At 35.8% G+C, this 26158-nt stretch carries 18 protein-coding genes; 10 read left to right on the top strand and 8 right to left on the bottom strand.

Translation table 11 applies throughout. The features are described 5' to 3' along the window. Positions 1 to 101 precede the first annotated feature (101 nt). From plsB to ACT5E3_RS23285, 3 genes are all read right to left on the bottom strand, one after another. The gene (gene plsB / locus ACT5E3_RS23295) at positions 102 to 2576 is read right to left on the bottom strand and encodes a glycerol-3-phosphate 1-O-acyltransferase PlsB (protein WP_444995961.1); all 2475 of its coding nucleotides are present in this window, start codon (positions 2574 to 2576) and stop codon (positions 102 to 104) included. Positions 2577 to 2788: 212 nt separating this feature from the next. Next, positions 2789 to 4033, bottom strand: a complete 1245-nt coding sequence (locus tag ACT5E3_RS23290; RefSeq protein WP_444995960.1) for a pyridoxal-dependent decarboxylase, exosortase A system-associated — start codon at positions 4031 to 4033, stop codon at positions 2789 to 2791. Positions 4034 to 4048: 15 nt separating this feature from the next. Beyond that, a complete protein-coding gene (locus tag ACT5E3_RS23285; protein ID WP_444995959.1) occupies positions 4049 to 5620 on the bottom strand; it encodes an acyl-CoA ligase (AMP-forming), exosortase A system-associated in 1572 nt (523 codons plus the stop codon). A gap of 145 nt (positions 5621 to 5765) precedes the next feature. Between ACT5E3_RS23285 and ACT5E3_RS23280 the strand changes: the two genes are divergently transcribed. After that, positions 5766 to 6431, top strand: coding sequence for a hypothetical protein (locus ACT5E3_RS23280; protein WP_444995958.1), 666 nt, complete (start codon positions 5766 to 5768; stop codon positions 6429 to 6431). A gap of 186 nt (positions 6432 to 6617) precedes the next feature. Next, positions 6618 to 8387, top strand: coding sequence for a tetratricopeptide repeat-containing diguanylate cyclase (locus ACT5E3_RS23275; protein WP_444995957.1), 1770 nt, complete (start codon positions 6618 to 6620; stop codon positions 8385 to 8387). Between the two features lie 30 nt (positions 8388 to 8417). On the opposite strand, the gene ACT5E3_RS23270 is transcribed toward ACT5E3_RS23275, so the two are convergent. After that, on the bottom strand, positions 8418 to 9314 hold the full coding sequence (locus tag ACT5E3_RS23270) for a LysR family transcriptional regulator (protein ID WP_444995956.1): 897 nt from the start codon (positions 9312 to 9314) through the stop codon (positions 8418 to 8420). Positions 9315 to 9761: 447 nt separating this feature from the next. Here ACT5E3_RS23270 and ACT5E3_RS23265 point away from each other — a divergent pair, with 447 nt between their 5' ends. The 3 genes from ACT5E3_RS23265 to ACT5E3_RS23255 all read left to right on the top strand — a co-directional run bounded on the left by ACT5E3_RS23265 (position 9762) and on the right by ACT5E3_RS23255 (position 12729). Continuing rightward, complete coding sequence (locus tag ACT5E3_RS23265) at positions 9762 to 10292, top strand: hypothetical protein (RefSeq protein ID WP_444995955.1); 531 nt, start codon at positions 9762 to 9764, stop codon at positions 10290 to 10292. Positions 10293 to 10307: 15 nt separating this feature from the next. Continuing rightward, positions 10308 to 11468, top strand: a complete 1161-nt coding sequence (locus ACT5E3_RS23260; protein ID WP_444995954.1) for a hypothetical protein — start codon at positions 10308 to 10310, stop codon at positions 11466 to 11468. 148 nt (positions 11469 to 11616) lie between these two features. After that, the gene (locus tag ACT5E3_RS23255) at positions 11617 to 12729 is read left to right on the top strand and encodes a PQQ-dependent sugar dehydrogenase (RefSeq protein ID WP_444995953.1); all 1113 of its coding nucleotides are present in this window, start codon (positions 11617 to 11619) and stop codon (positions 12727 to 12729) included. A gap of 130 nt (positions 12730 to 12859) precedes the next feature. On the opposite strand, the gene yhbY is transcribed toward ACT5E3_RS23255, so the two are convergent. Further along, the gene (gene yhbY / locus ACT5E3_RS23250) at positions 12860 to 13156 is read right to left on the bottom strand and encodes a ribosome assembly RNA-binding protein YhbY (RefSeq protein ID WP_444995952.1); all 297 of its coding nucleotides are present in this window, start codon (positions 13154 to 13156) and stop codon (positions 12860 to 12862) included. Between the two features lie 158 nt (positions 13157 to 13314). On the opposite strand from yhbY, the gene rlmE reads away from it, so the two are divergent. The 5 genes from rlmE (at position 13315) to ACT5E3_RS23225 (ending at position 18855) form a co-directional block, all read left to right on the top strand. Then, entirely contained in the window at positions 13315 to 13935 is a 621-nt protein-coding gene (gene rlmE / locus ACT5E3_RS23245) for a 23S rRNA (uridine(2552)-2'-O)-methyltransferase RlmE (RefSeq protein ID WP_444995951.1), read from the top strand. Between the two features lie 155 nt (positions 13936 to 14090). After that, positions 14091 to 16004 (top strand): ATP-dependent zinc metalloprotease FtsH, encoded by a 1914-nt coding sequence (gene ftsH / locus ACT5E3_RS23240; protein ID WP_444995950.1) that lies wholly within the window; start codon positions 14091 to 14093, stop codon positions 16002 to 16004. A gap of 68 nt (positions 16005 to 16072) precedes the next feature. Next, positions 16073 to 16708, top strand: a complete 636-nt coding sequence (gene pdxH / locus ACT5E3_RS23235) for a pyridoxamine 5'-phosphate oxidase (protein WP_444995949.1) — start codon at positions 16073 to 16075, stop codon at positions 16706 to 16708. A 175-nt stretch (positions 16709 to 16883) separates the two neighbouring features. After that, positions 16884 to 17555 carry a TIGR00153 family protein gene (locus ACT5E3_RS23230; protein WP_444995948.1) on the top strand — a complete coding sequence of 224 codons (672 nt, stop codon included), beginning with the start codon at positions 16884 to 16886 and terminating at the stop codon, positions 17553 to 17555. 28 nt (positions 17556 to 17583) lie between these two features. Then, positions 17584 to 18855, top strand: coding sequence for an inorganic phosphate transporter (locus ACT5E3_RS23225; protein WP_444995947.1), 1272 nt, complete (start codon positions 17584 to 17586; stop codon positions 18853 to 18855). Between the two features lie 144 nt (positions 18856 to 18999). On the opposite strand, the gene ACT5E3_RS23220 is transcribed toward ACT5E3_RS23225, so the two are convergent. The 3 genes from ACT5E3_RS23220 to hslU all read right to left on the bottom strand — a co-directional run bounded on the left by ACT5E3_RS23220 (position 19000) and on the right by hslU (position 26155). Then, a complete protein-coding gene (locus ACT5E3_RS23220; RefSeq protein ID WP_444995946.1) occupies positions 19000 to 20007 on the bottom strand; it encodes a M12 family metallopeptidase in 1008 nt (335 codons plus the stop codon). A 305-nt stretch (positions 20008 to 20312) separates the two neighbouring features. Next, positions 20313 to 24407 (bottom strand): hybrid sensor histidine kinase/response regulator transcription factor, encoded by a 4095-nt coding sequence (locus tag ACT5E3_RS23215; protein WP_444995945.1) that lies wholly within the window; start codon positions 24405 to 24407, stop codon positions 20313 to 20315. A gap of 419 nt (positions 24408 to 24826) precedes the next feature. Beyond that, positions 24827 to 26155, bottom strand: coding sequence for an ATP-dependent protease ATPase subunit HslU (gene hslU, locus ACT5E3_RS23210; protein WP_444995944.1), 1329 nt, complete (start codon positions 26153 to 26155; stop codon positions 24827 to 24829). Positions 26156 to 26158 lie beyond the last annotated feature (3 nt).

Here is a 26158-nt window from a genome sequence, read left to right as displayed (position 1 = left end):
GAACCTGTAGATGATTGTCTACATGGTGCACCTTTTGCCTTACAGGACAAAAATAACCTTGGCAATCTCAAACAATGAAAGATTGACATGCCCTAATAGGCTTAGTTCTTATTCCAATATTGATTGGCCCAATTCGCCGTTTTTTGCATAATTTGTTTTGAGTGAATATTAATACTGTTTAAAACTAAATCTTGCAGCTCGGTAAGATTGGTGTTGACGGTAAAGTTATTGTCTTCTGTTACTTTGATAAGTTCATGATCCCTTAGCACACTCACCATATTACGAAATAAATTTTTATCAAATGCCTCTGGGGCATTAAGACTATGCAATGCTGCAATTCTTTGTGCTAATTGTTGGCTACGATTTTCTAATGTTTGTCTGCTAATATCTCCGCGTCCTGCTTGAGTTGATAATAAAGTTAAGATGATGCCATAACGTAACAAGGTGGGACGGGCTATTTGGGCCAAAGTAAATAGTTGCTCAAAACCAATTTTGTTTTCATCAACTCTTATTAGCTGATCACCTTCTTGAGTAAGAATTTCTTTTTCTATGAATACTGTTACATTATCACAAATATGTTGATGAAACTCTACTTCATTCCAATGTAAAAATAATTCTTTTTTTAGAAATGGATAGAGCTGGGTTAAGTTTTTAATCAGCATTTCTTGTGTCATTGATTGCTGATTGAGAAAGCTGCTTGCAATTAAGGCTGGCGTTATAAAAACATGCAAAATGTTATTGCGATAATAAGTTAAAAGAATGGCTGTTTGTTCGTCGGTAGAAATAACTTCTCCCATTGGGTTATCAACAGCATAAATTGTTCCTAGTTTTTCTGCTTGTGCAATCAACTCTTTTGGGCTTTCTGATGGAATATGAGTTTGAGCACTGTATTTGGCATTTTTAGTTAAAGACAATAATAGTTTCAATTGAGTTTCTAATTCTTGTCGATCAATTGCCATACGTTCTGTTGATAATAAAACTAAGGCAACCAAGCTTACGGAGTTTAAGGTGACAGATGCATTAATTCGTTCTAATAATAAACTAGCAAGACTGGTCACTTGAGGGGTAAGCCACGTTGGTTTGGCACTAATCTCGCCTTTATATTGATGCCAATCTGGTTGTTGTTCATCTAAATATTTATTGAGGAAAAGTGGTGGGGAAAAGTTTAAATAGACTTTTCCAAAAGCTTGCTTAAGCTTTTTTCTAATACCTAATAACTGACCAAATGACTCTCTTTTTTTATTGGCGCCTCGTAGTTCATGTAAATAGCTTTTTCCTTCAAATATACGTTCATACCCTACATAAACTGGTATAATGGCAACTGGCTTTCTTAAGCCTCGTAAACAGCTTTGCACTGTCATTGCTAATAAACCTGTTTTAGGTTGAAGTAATCTTCCTGTACGGCTGCGGCCACCCTCGGGGAAAAACTCTAACGGGATCCCTCTATCCATAACTTGAAAAATATATTCATTGAATACCGCTGTGTAAAGTTTATTACCACCAAAACTACGGCGTAAGAAAAAAGCTCCGCCTCGGCGTAAAACTGGTCCTGCTGGCCAAAAATTTAAATTAATACCTGCTGCTATATGAGGAGGGACTAGACCTTCATGATAGAGTGTATAGGATAACAATAAATAATCGATGTGACTTCGATGGCATGGTAAGTAAACTATTTCGTGTGTTGCTGCAAGTTGCCGAACCATTTCGGAATTTCTTACTTCAACACCATCATAAATTTTATTCCAGAAATGAGTTAAAGCAGACTCAAGTATTCGAATAGTTTTATAGGAGTATGCCGATGCTATTTCTTTAGCATATTTTTCTGCTAGCTTTTTTGCTTTTTCTGGACTGATTTTTTTTGCCCGAGATTGCCTTTCAATCGCGCTCTTAACATTATTACTAGCAATAACATTCGTTACAACTTGTCGACGGTTACTAATTAACGGCCCCATAGCGGCTTGTCTATGTCTGTGAAAGTGAACACGCAAAGTTCTCGTGAGTTTTGTTAACAATGTTGCTGTATTTGAGTTATCTTTGACAACGTTAAACAAGTTTACTGGTTTGGCTATTCTGACAAATGAATTGCGGCCTTGAAATAAAAAGAGAAAGAACTTTCTTAGTACTGTAGCACTTTCCGTATCTGTAAATAGTAACCTTAATAATGATTTTTCTTTGCCTGGATTACGTCCCCAATAGATAGATACAGGAACTAATTGGTGATGATTATCTTTATCCATCTGTTGTTTTTTTAACAATTCCTCGAGTAGCTTTTGATATTTTTTGACTAGCTTTCCACCAAAGCCAAACAATGCTTTATTTTGTAAAAAGAACACTGTGCCATTTTCAATTTCTGTCGTGTTGTGAGCCATTATTTTGGGAGGTGGTAAATTTAGCTGCTTGGTTTTTTCTTGCAGCATTAAAAAACTACTTGTTGAACGCCTTTGTAAGACATAATAAATAGGTGATTGTGGATCAATCTCAAGCTCTTTTATTGGATCTTCAGGCAATAATTTACTATTGACCAATAGCTTGAGTGGTATAGAGACTATCTTTTGATACAACTTATTGATAAACATAATAACTCAAAGAAATAATGGTAAAAGGTTTTCAGTAATCTGAACGGTGAGATCACTGAGTATGTTGACCTTTTTATATATTAACTTAAAAAGCACTTTTTTTCGCCCAATTCTAATTTACAGGCTAATGTAAATCTTTTTTTATTAAACTTCAGCTTATTGAGAAAGTGTATTGTAAGCTTTTTTCTCAACTGAATGGTTTTGAACGTTTTTTAAACAAGCATTTCTATTGGTTGAGGGTGACTCAGAAAGTCCCTAGGGCTAGCCGTATAACCATAAGCGCCTGATTGGTAAACAACGACCAAATCACCAATTTCTACTTTGGGTAGTTTGTATTTGTCCGCTAAAATATCTAGGGGCGTACAAAGTGGGCCGACCACTTGAATCGTTTCTTGCTTTGTTTGTTGCATCTTATTGCCAATTGCAACAGGATAATTTTTTCTAATAATTTGCCCAAAATTTCCTGAGGCAGATAAGTGATGGTGCAAGCCTCCGTTTACAATCGCAAATTTGGTACCACGACTCTCTTTGATATCAATAATTTCACTCACATAAATACCTGAATCTCCAACTAAAAAACGGCCCAATTCCATTGCTATCTCGGCACTACCATGAGTATTTGTAAACTCCTGGATTAACTCGGCTAATTGTTCTCCGATGCTTTCTAATTCAAGAGGCTTTTCTCCAGGAAAATAAGGTATTCCCAAGCCGCCACCGATATTAAGAGACGTAATTTTAGAATTGGCAGATTGCTGTAATTGAGTGGCTAGTTGGAAAATACCACGGTGAGCCGTCATAATTGACTCTACATTTAAGTTTTGTGAGCCTGTAAAAATATGTAGCCCTTGGTAACAGAGCCCATAACTACTGATTAACTTTAATGCTTTAGGTACTTGTTCTGAATCGATCCCGAATTGTTGTGAGCCGCCGCCCATTTTCATTCCTGAAGATTTCAGTTCAAAATCGGGATTAACTCTAATGGCTACTTTGGCTTGTATACCTATTTCATTGCTTAATTGTTGTACTTGTGTCAACTCATTAAATGATTCGACATTAATTGTAGTTTGGGATGCTATTGCCATTCGAAGTTCTGTCTGTTGCTTACCTGGGCCTGCAAAGCTAATTTGAGAGCCACGAATACCACAGTTTAAAGCTGTTCGAAGTTCATTACCGCTTGCTATATCAATACCATCAACCTGTGTGATTAAATAATTGACTAATTCAGGCATAGGATTAGCCTTCATTGCGTAGTGCAATTTAAGGCTTGGAGGCATTTTTTGGCGCAACAACTTAACCTTATTAGCAATTACACTGCGATCATAAGCATAAAATGGGGTCTGTCCTGCTATATGCTTCAGTTGTCTCAGTGGTATACCATTAACCATAAGCTGATCGTTTTCACACTGAAATTGATCCATTGGTGCATGTTCAGGCTTAGCTTTTTGAGAGCGGTTCAATTATAAACTCCAGTATTATTGAAATAAGTTGGTAAATTCTTCAACCAATTTTTTTCGGTTGATTTTACCATTTGAATTGCGCGGTAACATTGTTTTTAATTTAATAGCTTTAGGTTGCATAAAATTAGGTAGTTGTTTTTGACAATACTTCATTAATTCAGTTTCATTAAATGATTCTTGCTGTGAGGGAACTACAACTAATACAACTGCTTGACCCAAAGTAGGATGTTTAATACCAATTGCTGCAACTTCATTAATGTCTGGGTGTTGATATAAGCAGTCTTCAATTTCTGAGGGGCTAATTCGGTAGCCCGATGATTTGATCATGTCATCCTTACGGCCAATAAAATAAAGGAAGCCATCGGCATCTTTTTTAACTGTATCGCCTGACCAAACGGCAATTTCTTCTATTAATCCTTGTGTGATTTGGGTGGGTAAGGGTTTAAAACGTTCTGCTGTTTTCTCTGGGGCATTCCAGTAGCCTAGAGATACGTGAGGCCCTCTATGGACTAGTTCCCCTTCTTCTCCCGGCAAGCATTCATTTCCCTGCTCATTAATAATTAATATTTCTGCGTCAGGAATGGCTTTACCCATCGATGTTGGGCGTTTAAGTATTTCTTTGGGATCAAGGTATGTACTACGAAAAGCTTCTGTTAATCCATACATGAGAAATGGTTGTGTGTGTGGGAGTTGCTGCATTAATTTTTTTAACGTTGCTTGCGGCATTGCTCCGCCACTATTGGTGATGTAACGCAAACAGTTTTTAGCCTCTTTTGGCCACTCTAAATCAGCAAGTTGTACCCAGAGAGGAGGTACTGCTGCCAGCCCTGTGATTTTATATTGAATAATGGCACGGATCACATCTCTCGGTAATAGGTATTCCATGAGAGTGACACTGGCACCAGTTAAAAAAGCTGTGGTTAGCTGAGAAAGCCCATAATCAAAGCTGAATGGCAATACTGCTAATAGCCTATCTTGAACATTATTATTTAAATACTCTGCAACGCTTTTAGCACCACTAATCAGGTTTTTATGAGAAAGTACTACTCCTTTAGGGCTCCCGGTACTTCCTGAAGTATATAAAATAGCGGCTATATCCTGGCTAATACGTGGAGCAAAAAAAACTTCAGGAGTATTCGCTTGAATTACAACATTCCAACTCGCACAATTTTCTGGTATTTGCTCTAAAGAACAATCTGTTAGTATGATTTGTTTAATGCTTTGAATAGAGTCAAAGTCTGCTTTAAATTGTTGGTAACGACTTAGTGAGGTAATTAATATGCTTACTTCACAATCTTCCAATATATATCGTACTTGAGAGCCTTTTAGGAGTGGATTAATTGGGACAAAAATTCCACCAGCTAAAGAGGAGGCATAAAAACTAGCAACAGCCTCTATTTGTTTTGGAAGGTAAATTGCTATTCGTTGATTATGACTCAAACCATTATGAACGAGTGAAGAGGCAAGCCTTTTTGATAAGTCAGCTAGCTCTGAGTAGGTTAACTGAGTCTCTTTTTGGTTTATTGCGACAGATTTGGGGCGAGCCGTCGCAGTTTTGGTCAGTGTATGGTGAAATAATCTCGGCATTTTTCTGGCCCGTAAACATTAAATAGTACTATTAACAATTATTCTACCTGATGAATTCAGTCTCGTCAGGTTGCTTTAATAAATAGCTTACAGTCATTGATAGTTAATGTACTAAAACACGATAACTAATAAAGAGTTCACTAAAATGGCAAAAAAACGAGTAGTTGTTAGTTGGTCTTCTGGTAAAGATTCAGCTTTGACATTAATAAAGCTAATGAACAATCCTATCTATCAGGTGGTGGGTCTATTTACGACTTATTACCAGAATTATGTACCCTACCAAGCAACACCATTGCCTATTTTAAAAATGCAAGCAGAAAGAGTAGGCTTGCCATTGATTACGCAACAACTACCACAGATTTTTCCTACAAATGCGATCTATCAACAATTAGTCGTTGATGCATTATTAAAAAGTGAGATTGTATTTGATGCCATCGCTTTTGGTGATATGTTCTGTAATGGTATAGCTGATTATAGAAGGAGCTACATAGAGCCAGAAGGCTGGCAGTGTCTGTTTCCTTTAATGGGACTTAATACGAAAAATATCGCACATGAAATAATTGAACAACAAGTTAAAGCATTTATTTGTTCTGTTGATACAGCACAACTTGATAAAAAATATCTTGGGTGTGAGTATAGCTTGGAATTATTAAATCGTTTACCGCTGGAGATTGACCCTTGCGGAGAAAATGGTGAGTTCCATACCTTTGTTTATAATATGCCATGTTTTTCAACCCCCTTGGAAGTCCGGTTTATTGAGCAGAAGTGTAAGGAAGAGCTTCAGTATCAGTCGTATCATATCATTCATTAATCGCATTTAATTTTTAGGTTATGTGCTAGGTTTAAGAGTCGTCAAATATGTGAAGTACTCTATTTTAGTGGAGAGCTATTGATGGTTATATAAAGTAGTCGACGGCCTTATATGAAGTTGGTATTATCAAATGGTTTAATTTTTATGTGTTATTTTGTCTGTAATTTAGCTAGAAGGAACTAATCATTGAGTGTATTTGGAGTGACAAATCGAGCGAATTGTTCTTGGCTAGCAAGTTTCAGTTGCTTATTTGCACTTTTGTTTTCATTTGGTGTATTGTCGGAATCATTTAGTGATACCGCGAATATTTATTATCAGAAAGACCCTTCTTTAGTTATCAAGGCGTTATTAAAACTTGATGCTCAATCCTATCAACACCTTGAACCCGAAACCTTAGTTAAAGCGAGCTATGCAGCAGCAACGACTGCTCATTTAGAGTTAGCTCTTACCTTAACGGATATTTTATTAATAAAAGCAGCTGCTACAGAAAATGAACTGTTAAAAGGCAAAGCTCATTATAATCGTGGTGCTGCTTTTGCTTATGCAGGTAATCATGATTTAGCATTAGATTCACTTTTGCTTTCATTAGCTAGTTTTGAAAATAGTCAGAATGAAAAAGAAATTGCTCGAATTAAAGGCGCGCTTGCTTTAATTTATGTCGAAATAGGAGAGCATGAGTTAGCAAAACCTTATTTTGAAGAAGCTTTAGCTTCTCACGAGTTGAGAAATGATAGTGCTAACATTGCGATGGTGCTTCAAAATAGAGCCTTTATGAAAATTGAAAATAGTCAGTATGATTCAGCTAAAACTGATTTATTGCGAGCGTTAAAGTTATCTGAAGGGCTTGGTATTAAAGCTATTTTTCCTGTTATTTATAAAAACCTAGGGAAAATTGAAACGGCGTTGGGTAATAGCCAAAAAGCGTTAGAGTATTTTGAAAAAGCTATTAATGAGTCGCAAATTAGTGATTTAGAACATCTACAAGCGGTAATTTTTAGAGAGTTTGCTCGTCTTCGGTTTAGTCAGGGATATTTTGTTGAAGCAAAATCTATTTTGCGGCGTTCTATTAATATTGGGAAAAAATACACATTATTAAAGCAAATGAGAAATAGCTATTTATTACTTGCTGAAATAACGGCTAGTCAAAATGAATACAAAGAAGCTTTTTTAGCACAAGAACAGGCATCGCAAATTTTAGAAAAAATGGGCAACTCAAATATTGCTGCTAACCTTTCAAGGTTAGAACGTTATACAACAAGTCTTAAAGAACAAAATAAGCGCTTAGTGTTAGAGAAAGAAAAAAAAATAGCGACTCTTGCAGCAGAACGAGAGTATTTGTTAAGAAATTTTTCAATTGCTGTTGCTGGTATTGCATTGTTGTTGGCTATTTACTTTATTCACCGTTTTACCCTTTCTAAAAAGCGTGCTGACAGCTTCGAAAAACAAAGTAAAATTGATGCTCTAACTGGCGTCTGGAATCGTCGTGCAGGTGAAGCACAGTTAATCCGGTTATGCTCAAGAGATTCAATTTCATTAAAAGTATTTAGTATTGCTATGTTGGATATTGATCATTTTAAACGAGTTAATGATCAATTTGGTCACGATGTTGGTGATAGAGTTATTATGTCTATTTGTAGTTTGATTCAGGATAACCTTCGACCTGCTGATATGTTATGTCGTTGGGGTGGGGAGGAGTTTATTATTATTTTAGATGATTATGACTCAACAAAAGCTTATGATATCTGTGAAAGAATTAGAGCGAAAATTGAAACTGCTCGTATAGAAAAAATTGGAAATATGTCTGTTAGCATAGGAATATCTATGTTTGAAAATGATGATATATTTGAACTGTTAAAAAGAGGCGACCAGGCTTTATACCATGCAAAACATTTAGGCAGAAATCGTGTGGTCGTTAAAAATAAATCAAACACAAACCTTATTGAAAAAAGCTATTAATAAATCTTTGAGTTTGATTTAGTTTACTATTTAAATAGGCGTTCGGTTTTTTATAAACTCTTCTTGAAAAAACTTTAAAAAATCTAAACAGATTTTTGGTGGTCTTTTATTTTCTACATGTAGAGCGCTAAGGTTAAAATAAAGAGGTGGTTCAAAACCTTTATATTTAACTTTTCCTGCACCTTCTGAGCGAGCGGTGAACTCATCAACAATAGATATGCCACCCCCAAATGTGACTAAGTTGCGGGCTACAAAATAAGTTTGAGCAATTAACGATGAGTCGAAGCCTATTGGTTCGTCGGCAATATGGGTTGATAGCACATGACTCAAGGGGCCACTATCTTCGATGCTGATAAATGGATGTTCATGAAGATCGGATAACCTTAATCTACCAGGTATATGGTCGAACTCACCTTGAGAATAAACACAAACAAATTCAGATTGGGCTAAATCTATTTCTGACATGCATGCAGACTCAAAAGGATTTAAAACAATGCCTATATCTTTGTTGTGCTCTAATAGTGCACTGACAATATTATTATAATTTAAAATTTGAACTTCAAACTGAACATCTGAATGACGTTTTCTAAATTCAACAATAGCTTTGGGTAATAGTTCTACCCCAAGCGCTGCAACAACAGCTATTCTTATACATCCTGCGTTGGGTCTTGCCAAATTACGGGACGTTCTTTTTAAAGATGAAATCTGTTTATAAATATTTCTTGTTTCTATGAATAGTGTTTTTGCTTCTTCAGTTGGTAGTAACCTACCTTTAACTCTTTCGAATAATAAGAAGCCTAATTGATTCTCAGCATGTTTGAGTATTTTACTTGCTGTTGGCTGAGTGATGTTTAGCATTTTGGCGGCACTACTCACTGAGCCTGTTGTATATACCGCATTGAATATTTCAATATGTCTTAAGCGCATAATTTTTTCTATTAGTAAAAGTTCAAACTAAATTGATTGAAAGGAAAATATCAATGGTTTAATTTGAAAAGGTTGATTGTTTTTATTAACAATAAATTTTTATCAAGCGACTTAATCCTAACACAAATAAACATGTTGAACAGTCGAAAGTGTATGTTTTTTATATTATTTAAAACAAAAACATTTGGTTGTTGTTGCTTTTATATTTGAGAAAGAATAGTTATTACTTTTGATTGTAAAAAAAAGCATATAAACACTTTTTAGGTTTTATAAAGTGTTAGCTGTTACAGTAACTAAAGCGAGTATAGCTGTTTGGAATGGTACTGCAAATTTATATCATGTTTTTGTGTGAATATTTCAAGTGTTATTTGTTTTTACGATATTAAAATAAAATTGTCACTTTAAATATGAGGCCGCTCTGTGAATAGTAAAAAAATAAGGGTTAGTATGGTTATATTGTTTTTAAATAGTTACTCGTTGAGTCTGTTTGCAGAGTATCAACCTGAGTTAGTAACTATAAAACAACATAAGGTAAACGTGACGGCTGTTGGTGCTAAAGTTGAAGTTGATTATTTACCTGAGTATTTCACGCAGTTTTCAAACCAGAAGCCTATTGAAGTTATGTTTGAGCATAAAAATGATAAGCATGGTTCTTTATTGGTATTTACTACCTATATTGATACGTTGGGGCAAGAAACCGGAGGAATTATTTCAGATATTAGTCTTAAACCTTTATTTCCTACGATTATTCAATTAACGCCTCAATTATTAAAACTTCCAGCAGCAATGGAAAGTGAAGGTCTTTTATTTATTACTTTTCGAGTCATGTATGACGATAACACTTTAGCTAATATAGATAATCCGATTATTTACGAGTTAAAAAAGCAGGAAAAAGGCTGGCAAATTTTATTAGAAAAAAAAGGTGATATGGCTATTGATATTCCATCAATAGAAAGTACGAATAAAACTCAATATTAAATAAGAAGGGTGGGTATGGTGTTTGTTTATAAAATAAAAATGATTATGCTAAAACTAGCAATACTGATGCTTTTATCATCGGCTGCTAGCTTTGCTAATGCAGCAAAAATTTGCTTTAAGTATTATTCAACATTTACTGATGCAGGTATTGGAGAAGACTATTTTTCATCGAGTCGAGCTACAGCAAGAACGGCTAGAGGAGGATGGGTAAAAATTTCTCAAAATGGCGTGGAGAAATGGACTAACTATTTAGATCGAAGTGGGTGTACTCCAAATTTAAGTAATGTCAGCTCTGGTCAAATAAACTATAAAATGTGGGCTTCAGCAAAAGTGGCGAATAACAATCGAGTTTGGATAAATGATGATAATTCTGATGTTAGGGGAACTCACTCCGCGAATTATAATATTTCATCAGGGACAACTACGATCGCTTTTACACCCAATAGTACTCACCGCGCACAATTCAATGTTCTTGCTGCTGCTGTTTATGCTGTAGATAGATTTCCAGGAGGTGTGAGTAACCAATATTTCCGTATTCGAACGAATACAAGTAAAAGTGCTGGCAGTCATTTCCGTACAAGCGGTACTAATGGTGATCCAACGGTTTATATGTGCCCATGTCATACAAATAAAAAGTTTGTTATTGTGCATGAACTTGGTCATATGCTAACTTATTTTAATAAAGGTAGCCGCTGGGTGAATGACTGTGGCTTTTCTTCAACCTCTTGCCCTGCTTCTCGTGGTGGGCATTCTATGGCTAGTAAAGAGTATTCTTCTTGCGCTGCTAGTGAAGGCTTTGCTCATTTTTATGCTGCTGTAGCTTTTAATGATACTTCTCAAGATAACTGTTCATTTCACTACTATAAAAATGAATTTGGCAATGATAGCTCTCCAATTGTTAATTGTGAAGCTGGAAATGGACAGTTTGTAACTCGCTACTTGGAAAATGAGTGTGTGGGGTCACAAAATGGATATAGCACAGAATTAGACTATTTGCGTGCGTATTGGGATGTATTAACCGATGGAACTGGTAATCCAAGCTTTACTTCTATTATCAACTGGGGAAGCAGAGCAAATTGGGGAACAAGTAATGCTACTCAAAGGTTAAATTCATCAGCAACTTCTACAATAAATAATAAATGGACCAACGCAAGGGATAGGAATGGCTTGCATTAATTGATTTCTAGAGACAAAAAATTTTATACCAGCAAGCTTAATTAGCTTGCTGGTTGTTTTATTTTTGATACGGCTTTTTAAATATTGGTTTTACTCGATAAAATAGACTGTTAATATTCATTATCACTTTGTAATAAGCGAGTATATTATGAAAGCTCTTTTGTTAAGCTTGCGGCTAATATTGCTTTTTTCTATTTTGATTTCTTCACCTGCTTTTTCTCAAAAGCAATCACATAGCTACTCTTTGAAAACTGTTATTACGGGAATTAATGTTCCTTGGGGAATGGTACAGTTACCTGATGGTAATTTTCTAGTTACTGAAAGAGCTGGCAATCTATATTATGTTGATATAAAAAGTAACAAAAATCATAAAGTCGAAGGGTTACCCGATATTCAAAGTCGTGGCCAAGGTGGACTACTTGATATCGAACTTCATCCTGATTATGCGACAAATGGTTGGATATACTTTTCTTATTCTAGTTCTCAAGGGAGCGGTAGTGGGAGTAATACTGCAATTATGAGAGCTAAATTAAAGGGTATGACTCTGGTTGATAAACAGCAAATTTATAAGGCAACACCTAATTCGAGAAAAACTCAACATTTTGGTAGCAGAATTGAATTTGATAAAGATGGGTTTATTTACTTTTCAATTGGTGATCGTGGAAAACGTGATGTCAACCCTCAAAATATCACTCTGGATGGCGGTAAGATCTATCGGCTTCATGATGATGGAAGAGTTCCTAAAGACAACCCCTTTATTAATCACCAGCAGGCAAAAACAGCCATTTATTCTTATGGGCATAGGAACCCGCAAGGTATGGAGATGAACCCTGTTACTGGTGATATATGGGTACATGAGCATGGACCAAAAGGTGGAGATGAAATTAATATTATTAAAAAAGGTAAAAACTATGGCTGGCCTGTTATCAGCTATGGTGTTAATTATAGTGGTAGTAAATTTACTGAATTAACTAAGAAGGATGGCATGGAACAGCCTATTTGGTATTGGGTTCCTTCTATTGCACCATCTGGTATGACATTTGTAACTAGTGACAAATATCCTGATTGGCAAGGAAATTTAATTGTTGGGTCACTAAAATTTAGCCAATTGGTTCTGTGTAGAATTAAAGAGGGTAAAGTTTTTAATCAAGCGATATTATTTAAAGGAATAGGGCGGGTGCGTAATGTTAAGCAAATGCCCGATGGTTATATTTATGTGGCAACTGAAAACAACAAAATTGTACAAATAGTGCCTAATTAGAGAGAATTATGTTTTCGGGGATGAGTAGTGATTAAATAGCCTTTGCCCGAGTTAATTTGGGCAAAGTGTCTTTTAGAACAGGAACATGCTTTTAGTCGCTGATAGAGGTTTTACTTTAAACAAAACTATTTTATTTTGGAAGTGCAATTTTAGCTTCTTTGTTGCGTCTAAATAATGTGACTATATGGCCTACTCGCTGAATAAAGCCAGAGTTGGTCTTTTGAGTAATAGCATCGATCATTTGTTGACGTTCATCGCGCTCATCGGCTCTGATTTTTACTTTAATCAGTTCATGTATTTCTAAGGTGTTATTGATTTCATCTATTACATTTGGAGTTAACCCCTTATCACCGATGATAACCACAGGCTTAAGGTTATGGGCTAGGCTGCGTAAATGTCTGATTTGTTTGTTGCTTAAATTGCTCATAATAAATTACATTGAAATTAGTTGAGCTAAGTTTAACACTTTCTTTTAAAATTTGAGACAATAATAGATTGGTTCGATGTATTTTGTGAATTAAATAGCTCTGCTATGGGGTTATTTGATCCAAAACTTTTAAAGTCCGTATAAATAAAGAGTCAATAATGGCTAAAAGTAAGAGCAGTAAAGGTTGGTTAAAAGAGCATTTTGATGATATTTATGTTAAACGCTCTCAAGTAGAAGGGGTTCGTTCTAGGGCTGTTTATAAGCTAGAAGAACTCGATGAAAAAGATAAACTCATTAAGCCTGGTATAACGTTGGTTGATTTGGGGGCTGCCCCTGGTGGTTGGTCTGAATATGCGGTAAAAAAAGTAGGGGATAAAGGAAAAATCATTGCAACTGATATATTACCAATGGATTATCTTGATGGCGTTGAATTTATTCAGGGGGATTTTAGGGAAGATGAGGTATTAGATAAGATATTAAGTGCAATGAATAATCAGAAAGCGGACCTTGTTATTTCTGATATGGCCCCCAATATAAGCGGTGTAGATGCTATCGATCAACCTGCTTCTATATATTTAGTTGAATTAGCCTTGGATTTGGTAACACAAATATTACGAAAAAATGGTAATTTTGTGGTTAAGGCCTTCCAAGGAGAAGGATTTGATCAATTTAAACAAGAAGTTAGTAAGCACTTTAAAGTTGTTAAGGTCCGTAAACCTAAGGCGTCGCGGCCCAGATCACGTGAAGTTTATCTATTGGGTCACAATTATCTCGGATAAGTATTAAACATTTCGAGAAATATCGCGATACAATTGATAGATAGTATATATTTTCAATATCGTGCGTTTAAGTCGATAATGAATAGACAATTGTTTGATGGTTATACCAGCAAACTCTGAATTTGAAAAGAATAGAGGATACTCCTTTGAATGATATGACTAAGAATATCTTACTCTGGTTGGTTATTGGGTTAGTGCTTGTTTCTGTTTTTAAAAACTTTGAAGCAGCCCAAATGCAATCTAGTGAGTTAGAATTTTCCCAATTAATGAATGATATCGATCGAGGGCGAATCGTTTCTGTTACTGTCGCTGGATTTAATGTTAAAGCAAAAACATCTTCTGGCGAAAATGTTACTTCAAAAATACCTTATGGTTCTCATGAACTTTTAGCCAAAAAAGCCGTTGATAAAAAGATTTCCTACACTGGTGAAGAGCCTGATGGCGAAAGTGCTTTGTTTACTATTTTTATCTCCTGGTTCCCTATGTTGTTACTAATTGGTGTTTGGATCTTTTTTATGCGCCAAATGCAAGGTGGCGGTAAAGGTGGAGCGATGAGCTTTGGTAAAAGTAAGGCCAAGCTACTCAGTGAAGATCAAATCAAGACTACTTTTGCAGATGTGGCTGGCTGTGAAGAAGCAAAAGAAGAAGTTTCTGAGCTGGTTGATTTCTTGCGTGAACCAGGAAAATTCCAAAAACTAGGTGGTAAGATACCACGTGGCGTATTGATGGTGGGCCCTCCTGGTACCGGCAAGACTCTGCTAGCTAAAGCAATATCAGGCGAAGCAAAAGTACCATTTTTTACTATATCGGGTTCTGATTTTGTTGAGATGTTTGTTGGTGTTGGCGCATCACGTGTGAGAGATATGTTTGCTGAAGCCAAAAAGCAAGCCCCTTGTATTATTTTCATCGATGAGATTGATGCGGTTGGTCGCCATCGTGGTGCTGGCTTAGGTGGTGGACACGATGAGCGAGAGCAAACCTTAAACCAATTGTTAGTTGAAATGGATGGGTTTGATGGCGGGGAAGGCGTTATTGTTATTGCTGCAACGAATCGCCCAGATGTGTTAGATCCTGCACTATTAAGACCGGGAAGGTTCGATCGTCAAGTAACCGTTGGTTTGCCTGATATTAAAGGCCGTGAGCAAATTTTAAAAGTTCATATGCGTAAAGTGCCGTTAGCTGATGATGTTGATCCAAATGCAATTGCTAGAGGTACTCCTGGGTTCTCTGGTGCTGATTTAGCAAACTTAGTTAATGAAGCTGCGTTGTTTGCTGCTAAAGCTAATTGTAGAACTGTTAATCAAGAATTTTTTGAAAAAGCTAAAGATAAGATTTTAATGGGAACTGAGCGACGCTCTATGGTTATGGATGAAGAGGAAAAACTTAATACTGCCTGGCATGAAGCAGGTCATGCAATTGTTGGTTTATTAGTACCGAGTCATGACCCGGTTTACAAAGTATCTATTATTCCAAGAGGTAGAGCACTAGGTGTCACTATGTACTTGCCTGAAAAAGATCGATTTAGCCATAGTAAAGAATATTTAGAAAGTAATTTGTCGTCACTTTATGGCGGGCGTATAGCTGAAGAGATGCTTAATGGCCCAGATAAAGTAACAACAGGCGCCTCAAATGATATTCAGCGTGCTACTGATATTGCGCGTAATATGATTACTCAGTGGGGGTTTTCTGAGAAGTTGGGACCTCTAACATATGCTGAAGATGAAGGGGAAGTCTTTTTAGGGCGCTCAGTAACACAAACTAAGCATGTATCAGACGATACGGCAAAACTCATTGATCAAGAGATTAAAGACATCATCGCCAAGAATTATCAAAGAGCTGAAAATTTACTCAAACAAAATAAAGATAAGTTAGAAGCTATGGCTAATGCCCTAATGAAGTACGAAACAATTGATGCAAAACAGATTGATGACATTATGAACGATAGAGAGCCTAGGCCACCGGAGGGTTGGAATGATGGTGATCACCAGAATAATCAACCTAAATCAGGACATGTTGAAAGCTCTGAAAAAAAACAAGGCCCAATAGGAGGCCCTGCTGCCCAGCAGTAGTTAAATTTTATTATTAAAATAAGCAGGGCATCTACTTAGATGCCCTGCGCCGTTTGGGACGTACGTAAATGAAATTAGATGAAGTTAGGCGTGAGTATTTAAGGGATGGGTTGCGTCGTAAAGTGTTGAAAGAAGATCCCATTGAGCAATTAGAAGATTGGTTAGTACAAGCCAATGAATTAGAGCTAGTTGATCCTACTGCTATGAATTTAGCGACTGTTGATAAAGACGGTCAGCCAAGCCAAAGAATTGTTTTACTCAAAAAACTCGATCAAGATGGACTTGTATTTTTTACTAATCTTAACAGTAATAAAGCTCAAGATATTAATAATAACAGCAAAGTGAGTGTTCACTTTTCATGGCTACAATTAGAACGGCAAATTAAGATTAAAGGTGTTGCAAGTCGTTTATCGAATACTGAAGTATTGAAATATTTCATTAGCCGACCTAAAGACAGTCAAATAGCTGCTTGGGCCTCAAACCAAAGTCAGCCAATTAGTTCTCGTCAATTTCTGATGGCGGCTTTTGATAAAATGAAACAAAAGTTTGCTGATGGTGAAGTCCCTTTACCTGATTTTTGGGGTGGGTACAGAATTAAACCCACTAGCTTTGAGTTTTGGCAAGGTGGTGGTGCTCGTTTACATGATCGGTTTGAGTATGCTCCTTCAGAATTTGGTTGGGATATCAAACGCCTAGCACCATGATTAGCCGCCTGTAGCAAATAAGTTTGTTGGATCGGTTGTTAAGTTAGTTCTTGCAATTATAAGAAGTCACTATGATGAACATTTTAAAAGTCATCAAAATGTGACACAATCTCGCTGGCTAGAATATCTGTGCGTTATTTTTGTTCGCACTCAATTTTGACAGAGAGTAAATATAATGAATCCAATTTTAGATTTATTTGCTAGTTCCCCAATGAAGCCTATGCAGACCCACATGTTAAAGGTGCAAGAATGTGTCGGTAAATTACCTGAGTTTTTTGATGCTGTAATTGCTCAAGACTGGGATCAAGTTGATACACTACAAAAGCTTATTCGTTCAATTGAAAATGAAGCGGATGAATTAAAAAAGGAGTTAAGGCTTCATCTACCTAATGGATTGTTTATGCCCGTTGGTCGAACCGATCTATTGGCTCTCTTATCATCTCAAGATAAAATCGCGAACAAGGCGAAAGATATTGCAGGGTTGATCACTGGGCGTAAGATGATTATTCCTCCTGGAATTTGTGAGGATATGAAAGGTTATCTTAGCCGAAGTATCGATGCTTCACTTCAAGCGAGTAAGGCAATTCAGCAACTTGATGAGTTGTTAGAGTCTGGTTTTAAAGGGCGCGAAGTCAAAATTGCTGAAGAAATGGTATTAAAGCTTGATGAAATTGAAAATGATGCCGATGTCATACAAATTAAAATTCGCCGTAAACTGTTTGAGTTAGAAGAGAGTTTACCTGCTGTTAACGTTATCTTTTTATATAAAGTTATTGATTGGGTTGGTGATTTAGCTGATCTTTCACAACAAGTTGGTGCTCGACTCGAACTACTGCTTGCTCGTTAAAACATCCAAAAATAAGAGAGAATAATATATGGAGTTTAGTATATTTACCGAATACAACATGATCCTGATTTATCTGGCAGGTATTTTTGGTTTGCTGATGGCTTTTGGTATTGGCGCCAATGATGTTGCTAATGCTATGGGGACTTCGGTTGGTTCGAAAGCATTAACGATCAAACAAGCCATTGTTATAGCAATGATTTTTGAGTTTGCCGGGGCTTTTTTAGCGGGAGGAGAAGTTACTTCAACGATTAGAAAAGGAATTATTGATGCAAACGCATTAGCCGATACACCTGAATATTTAGTTTTTGGAATGATGGCATCTTTATTAGCCGCAGGTATTTGGTTAGTTGTTGCTACTTATTTTGGTTGGCCTGTTTCCACAACACATTCGATTGTTGGAGCTATTGTGGGCTTCGCAGCAGTTGGTGTGGGAATGGAAGTGGTTCAATGGGGTAAGGTCGGTTCCATTGTTGCCAGTTGGGTTGTTTCTCCTGTTATTTCTGGAACGATTGCTTTTATGCTATTTACTAGTGTCCAAAAATTGATATTAAATACGGAAGAACCACTGAAAAATGCTAAAAAGTATGTCCCTTATTATATGTTTCTTGCTGGTTTTATGATTGCGTTAGTAACGCTATTTAAAGGTTTAAAACATGTTGGTATTAAATTTGATACTTTGACCAGCTTACTGATTGCAATTGGCTTTGGTCTTGTTGTTATGTTTTTAGGCAAGTTGGTAATCAGCCGGCAAAAAATGCCAAAGTCTGATGATAAAAAGTTTCATTATGCTAACGTAGAAAAAGTATTTGCGATATTGATGGTTGTCACTGCTTGTGGCATGGCTTTTGCCCACGGTTCAAATGATGTAGCTAATGCGATAGGTCCTTTAGCCGCTGTAGTCAGTGTGGTTGAAAGCGGTGGAAATATTGGCGCTAAATCTGCCTTACCGGCCTGGATTTTACTTGTTGGTGGTGCAGGTATTGTTGCTGGTTTAGCTATCTATGGCCGTCGCGTAATGGCGACTATTGGAAAGAAAATTACCGAGTTAACCCCTAGTCGTGGATTTGCAGCAGAATTAGCTGCTGCAACAACTGTTGTTGTTGCCTCAGGAACAGGGTTACCTATTTCGACGACTCATACACTCGTTGGCGCAGTATTAGGTGTTGGTATGGCTCGCGGTATTGCTGCTCTTAATATTGGTGTTCTGAAAAATATTGCCGTGTCTTGGGTGGTAACTCTGCCTGCTGGTGCAATACTATCAATGGGCTTTTTCTTTATGTTTAAAGGTATTTTTAGTTAAAAAGAATAAAAAGGGCGAATACTAAATAGTATTCGCCAAGGCTAACTAGGAGTGAATTAGCATAATCGATTCCTTCACATGAATAGATTTTAAAGTGAAGTTTGTCTACCAAGTCTGTTCAAAGTTTGTCTTGTTGTTTGCAAACTATTCTAAGTTATTGCTGTTTAATTGAGACTCGTCCAGTTTAGACTGTAATTTAGGGGTATCTGCACCGTAGTAATAATTCGGCCATCCATAAATTGCTGCTGTTGCATAAATATCACCTTGAGAAAGTTTGGTTCCATTTCCTAAGTAATTAGTGTTTACATTAGCTTTAGGCCACATGGTAACTTTGTTATTCTTACTAAACGCTTTGATTCCATAGTGCATTATTGAATAGTAATCATAAGAACCATGCTTTGCTCCGGCATAATATGAAGTAGTATTAAAGTTATACTGCATACTGGGGACAATATTATCCCAATATATAGTAATATAGTTGTCTCTATCTGAGCGGTTTTGTTCGTGGAAAAAACCTAGAGCATGGCCTAATTCATGTACAGCAGCTCCGTAACCACATCCTTCTGCTAGCGTGACTGATTGTGCTCCTCCTTGACGTCCAACCCATGAACTACAAGAATTTCCACCTTCGATAACTAGATAATTTCTTTGATTGGTTCGCTGAACAAACCTTACATTGGTATTTCTATTCCAATGGTCAATAGCATAGTTCATTGCTCTTCTAGCGTTATAGCCTAAAGTATTTGAATAAACAAAAGGGACAACACCGCCTGGCCATTTATAACCCGAGTTTGGATAGCGAATATTAGCTTTTTTATCATGCATAGAGTTTTCCGCTTCTTCTCCAGCCACTATTTTAAGGCCGTATAATTTGAGATCTTCGGTACGACCCAAAATCATGTCTCCTAAACGTGCCAACCCATCAACATCTACTGCTTGAATGATCGTGCCCGTGTTAGTCGCTATATCGAAAAGCTCCCTTCCTTCGCTGCTATATCCCCACAATTGATCTTTGGATGAATTGTTTTCTGCTACTTTTGAGCTACTAACCAATGAATTTTCATTAACTGGAGGAGTACTTGATGGTGATCCTGCTAGAGCTGGTAATGATAGCCCTAGGGAGAAGAACACTGTAAAAATTTTCATTTTCATATTGTTTTTACCTATATTTTTATATTAGTTATAATAATCAGAGTTAATATGTTTTTATATTATTTGATACTAACTTAGGGATTAAGTTTGACCTCATACAGTCGGCCTGAAGTCAGATAAATTTTAAAATGGAAAAACAAATTTTTTTTTCAAAATAGACTTATTTTTTTTTAAAATTGCAGCAAAATATATGTTTTGTTTTAATTGAGCGCGTTTTTATTTCAAGGTTGACTGAAAAGATTAATATTTAGCTGTAAGTTAAATGTTGTAAAAACATATTAAAATTATTATGAGAGGGGGAGAGGTTATATGGGCTTCTTTCTTTTATCGTTAATTATTGACAGTTGAAATTGTTTTGGCGTTTTGCCGAAGTAAGATTTAAAACAGGTAGAGAAATAGCTTTGAGACGAAAAGCCACAGGCGTAAGAAACTTCACTAAGCGTTGTTCCTTCTGATAATAATGGTATTGCTCGCTCTAGACGGTATTCCTTTAAATATTCAATTGGCGTTTTATTACTAATTGCTTGTAATTTACGTGAAAGCTGGGTTTTGCTCATAAACATATCATTGGACAGACTACTTAGATTGTACTTGGAGTCTTTATAGTTTACAGCCAGTGTATCGATAAGGCGTTGCATAAATATAGTGTCTTTTTGAGTCAGGCCTAGCGACTTAGATTTTTCTTCAGTATACAAATTAGTCAGCGATACTTTTTGATTTTTGCTACCTATTTGCTGGATTATTTGAAGTAAATTAGTCACTTTAATTAAAAGTGCTTCGCTACTAAACGGTTTTGTAATGCAATCAATAGCGTAGTTAAGAGAGTCTAATATTTCCTTACTATTATATTTTTTGCCTGTTAGTAGTAAGATTGGAATATGACTTGTTTCTTGACTTGTACGAATTTGATGACTGAGCTCTGTCCCACTCATTCCAGGTAGTTCTATGTCAGTGATAATGATGTCTGGTATTAACTGTAACGATCTGCCAAGAGCGTCTTCAGCATTTGAGAATGCTACACATTGGTAAGCCTCACGAAATAAATCAAAAAGATAGTTTCTGAGAGCAGTACTATCTTCGACAATAAATATTAAGGCTTTATTTTTTGAAAGTTGAGAATTAAGGGGAGTAGCTTCAGAATAATTATTTTTGTTTGTAGTGATTAATTCTTGGCATAAATCATTTTTTGTGTGTGTACCAGATAGGCTAATGTTGACTATAGTTCCATAATTCTTTTTGGACTTAACTTTTAAATTTCCATTGAGTCCTACTGTTACCTGATTGACCAATTTTAATCCATATCCATTTTTGTTTTTGCGTCTATTGGTCAGATCAAATGTTTGATTAATATCGGTGATCCCTATGCCATCATCGGAAACCCTTAAAATGCAGCGATGATTAAAGTAAATGCAACTAATAAAGATATGTCCATTTTCTTTATTATATTTTATCGCATTACTTAAAAGGTTAAATAGTATTATATCGATCTCATCTTCTGTGGCTAGAACAGAGCAGTCATCTAGTCTTCTTATGACAAATTGTACAGAGTGTTGACTGGCAAACTCTGATAACTGAGTTATCGCATTTTCTATTCTTGGCTGAATAAAAACGGTGTGTCTTGGTTTAGTTGTTTCAATACTAGTTGAGTTAAGTAATCGGTCGACCATCTCTGATACTTTGACAATATTTCTTCGTGCAATATTGACTAGTTCTATTTTTCTTTCTTCTGGTACTTTAGCTAACCGTTCTAATGGATCTTGAACTAGTGAAAGAGGTGTTTTTAATTCGTGGGAGATATATGAGAAAAACTGAGTTTTCTGTTCCAACAACTCTCGTATATCTTTGGTTTTCTCGTCTATTGCGATTGTTAAATCGTTGGCTTTTTTCTTTAATTGGTTTACTTTCCAAAAATAGATAAATATCAGGGTTATTAAAACTGCTAAGACATATAGTGTTTTGGCCAGAATTGTCTCCCACCAGGCAGGCATAACCTCAATGTTTGCTATTATTTGTGATTTTTGCCAGTGCCGACCATCTAAACTAAAAGATGCCTCTAATAGGTAATATCCATAAGGCAGTTTAGTATATACTGCATGTGGCTTTTTATTTTCGTTCAGATTCCAACCAGAATCATAATTCGTCAGTTTATAACGGTAATGTAAATCTGAATTATGAGCAAAATTCAAAATGGCAAATGAAAGTTTAATACTATTATTACTGCGATCTAGAATGATTTTATTATTTTTTTGTTTTTGAAAATGCTTCCAGGTAATAGAAGAATCATTAGAATGGGTATTATGTTTTATTTCTGTATCAGTCAGGGTTATTGGTAGTTTTTTTAATGGAGAGTTAATTTTTTCAGGAGAAAACTGAAGCAGTCCATTCATTCCACCAAAGAATAATTGATTAGATTTATCCTGTATAACCTGTGATGTAAACCCAGTAATCGGCATACCTGAATCTTTGCTATAAGTATACAATTGGTTATTCTGTGGATTTATTCTAAGTAGGTTTGCCGCCGTTGTAGTCCAGATAAAACCTTGCTTATCTTCAATCACTGATAAGTGGGCTCTCTGTGGCAAAGAATATATAGTATTTAAATATTCAACTGTTTGTTGTTCAATATTAAATTTTGCTAAGCCTCCCATACCTGCTAACCAAAGATTTTTTGAACTATCAAAGTTCATATTATAAACCTGAGATAAAGAGTATATTGGATTTTTAGAATCTTTCACTGGGTATGAGTATCCAAGATTTTCTTTAATTTTAAACTGATATAAAATACCTTGGTATCCTGACATCCAAATAGTATCGTTCTTTACTATTGCTGTCGCAATAAATGGTGCAAATATTTCTTTTTTATTTTTTGGGGTGATAGGTGTAAATGACTCTGTTTCAGGATCGAACTGAGTGAGTCCTGAAAGTAGACCTGTAACAAAAAATTGCTCATTAATTTTAAATATTTGGGTAGGATAATTGTTCTGTGCAAATCGGCTATCTAAAATTTCAAAAGTTTTTTGTTTGTTTTTATTTAAATCAATTTGAGTTAGACCTGCTCTGCTAGCTACCCAGATATGTTTATTAGAAATAGGTAATATATCTAGAATAGTTGTTTTGACTGGTTCCTTAGTACTGTTAACTAAATTTATTTTTTTTATCTGCTTTGTTTTAGTATTAATTATATTAATGGCTCCTTTGGAGTCACCTACGTAAATGTTATCTATGCTCACACTAAGACTGGCAGCTGCATTGTTGGTGAGGTAGTTTTTATTCACATTCGCGAAACTGTTTAGTTGACTTGCTCCTCGCAGATGATTGAATACTTGGGAATTCGGTGAGAGCTTAAAAAGCCCAGCTCCGTTTGAGCCTATCCAGAAAACTCCATCCCTGTCTTGAAAAATAGAAATTATTTTGTCAGATGAAATTTGAATTAAGTTGGGTTCTAAAAGTGTTTGAGATAATTGATTGATATCTAATTTTTTTATGAATAACCCCTCTGATGTACCAATCCATAGTTCATGTTTTTCAGAGAAATATAGATCAATGGCTGCTGTTGGTAGTTTTAAGGATTTATTTGAAATAAAAAAAGTTTTATTGTCGTGTAAATAATAGATTCCTTCTCGACTGCAAAAAAATCGGATCTTACTCAACTGGTTGGATATACAATATAAGCGAGGTTCTTTGGCTGTAGGACTAACACTGGCTGATGAAATTAGTTCAAGTTGTGATGAGGGAGCTGAGTATTTATAAAGTCCTTTATTGGTTGCAAATAAATACTTTCTATTAGGTTGCTTAATACTAGAAATTAGAGCCGTGTCGTTAAATTCAGTTTGTTTGAAGAAGTTGTTTTGTTCTTCCGCGTTAGGTGATGAGTTGCCTACATTGTCCTGTATAAAACTGAAGGTCTCAGATAAAGTGTCAAAAATGATGATTCCTTTAGTCGTAATTAGTATTAACTCGTTGTTATTGCCTTCTTGAAGAGCCCAAATGAACAAACTTTCAAAAAAATTTCGATTGAATAATCCTGACTCAAAGTGAATAAACTGTTGAGTTTCTGGGTCATATTTATCCAGTCCGGTGGATGTGGCAACCCATAATTGATGGTTACTATCAATGAGTAATTTGCTAATATAATTGTGAGAAATAGAGCTAGAATTAGCTGAATCGTTGCGAAATACTTTAAACTGATACCCATCAAATCGGTTTAAACCATCTTGAGTTCCTACCCAAATAAATCCTTGTTTATCTTTTACAATTGCATTTATTGCTGGTTTTGAAAGCCCACTTTCTGTTCCGTACGTAACATAATTAGCCGCAGATATAGAGTTTGGTAAATATACAATAAAAAGAAATAATATAAAGTAGGAAAAATTTTTTATCGTAATATTATAGCTTTGCATTATTATCCTATGAGCAGGCTTATTTGTTATTGTCGCGGTTAAAGTAATCTTTAAGTTATAGAGTTAAATTAAACAACAAAGGCTTATTTTATTGATACTAGCAAGTATTGATGATTTGTCTAATAGTCGATAATGCAATTTTTCGATTGTAGAACTCTTTTAATACCACAAACAAGTAACTTATAATGGGAGAATAAATTAATATTACCATTATGAATTTAATTTTATAGATTAAATTGTTTAGTGGTAACAGACTTATAATTCAATACAGAAATGTATAGAAAATTGAGTGCTTTTGGGTATGCAGGTTGTTGCAATTATTGCAAGTAGCTGATTCTGAGTATTGACTACAGAAATATCAAATTTACTTGAGGTGTTAAAATCCGATGAGTATCTGTCATCGGATTTTAATTGAGTTACTACAAAATGAACCGAGTTAAATCCTCATCTTGAGAGAGCTCACCTAATTGAGAATTAACATAATTGGCATCAATAATTAATTTTTCATCTGAGTCTGATGCAGTAAAAGAAATTTCTTCTAATAGCTTTTCCATCACAGTATAAAGCCGTCTTGCACCAATATTTTCAGTGGTTTCGTTGACTTGCCATGCAACTTCTGCAATTGTTTGAATCGCATCATCTGTAAATGTTATTTCGCGGTTTTCTGTTTGCATAAGAGCCGTGTACTGCTTGGTTAGTGCCGCATCTGGTTCGGTCAAAATGCGTTTAAAATCATCTGCACTTAGTGATGTTAATTCAACTCTAATTGGTAGACGTCCTTGTAACTCAGGGATGAGATCGGATGGTTTGGCTAAATGAAAAGCACCTGATGCAATAAATAAAATATGATCTGTTTTTATCATACCGTATTTAGTGGAAACAGTGCAGCCTTCAACCAATGGTAATAAATCACGTTGTACACCTTCTCTCGATACTTCGCCACTAGAGCCACGATCACCTTTAGCGACTTTATCGATTTCATCAAGAAATACAATACCATTATTTTCAACTGATTCAGCAGCCTTATTCTTAAGATCATCTTGGTTAATCAGCTTTTCAGACTCTTCTTCTATGAGTAATTTAAGCGCGTTTTTTATTTTTAATTTGCGCTTCTTTTTCTTTGTTGGCGCTGAATGCTGGAACATATCTTGAAGTTGACTAGTCATTTCTTCCATGCCAGGAGGAGCCATAATTTCAATGCCTACACTGGGTCCCGCAAGATCAACTTCTATTTCTTGGTCGTCAATAGTGCCTTCACGTAACTTTTTGCGAAACATCTGTCTAGCTGCCGAGTCATCTATTTCAGCTTTTGGTTCATTTTCGAATCCTCTAGCCGGAGGTAAGAGAGTATCTAGAATCCTTTCTTCCGCGGCTTCTTCTGCTCGTAGTTTTACTTTGTGATACTCTTGTTCACGTAGCATTTTATAGGCCGCATCAACTAAATCACGGATAATGGAGTCGACATCGCGCCCAACATAACCAACTTCAGTAAATTTGGTTGCTTCAATTTTAATGAAGGGAGCATTGGCTAATTTAGCTAAACGTCTAGCAATTTCTGTTTTACCAACACCTGTTGGTCCAATCATTAAAATATTTTTAGGTGTAATTTCATTACGTAGATTCTCATCAACTTGCATTCGTCTCCAGCGGTTTCTGAGCGCAATGGCGACAGATTTTTTTGCTGAGTTTTGGCCTATGATATGTTTATCAAGTTCATGAACAATTTCTCTAGGAGTCATTTGAGACATGTA

Source organism: Aliikangiella litoralis, from assembly GCF_052495765.1.
Note: the sequence above shows the minus strand (reverse complement) of the source record. Positions and strands in the feature narration are given on the sequence as shown.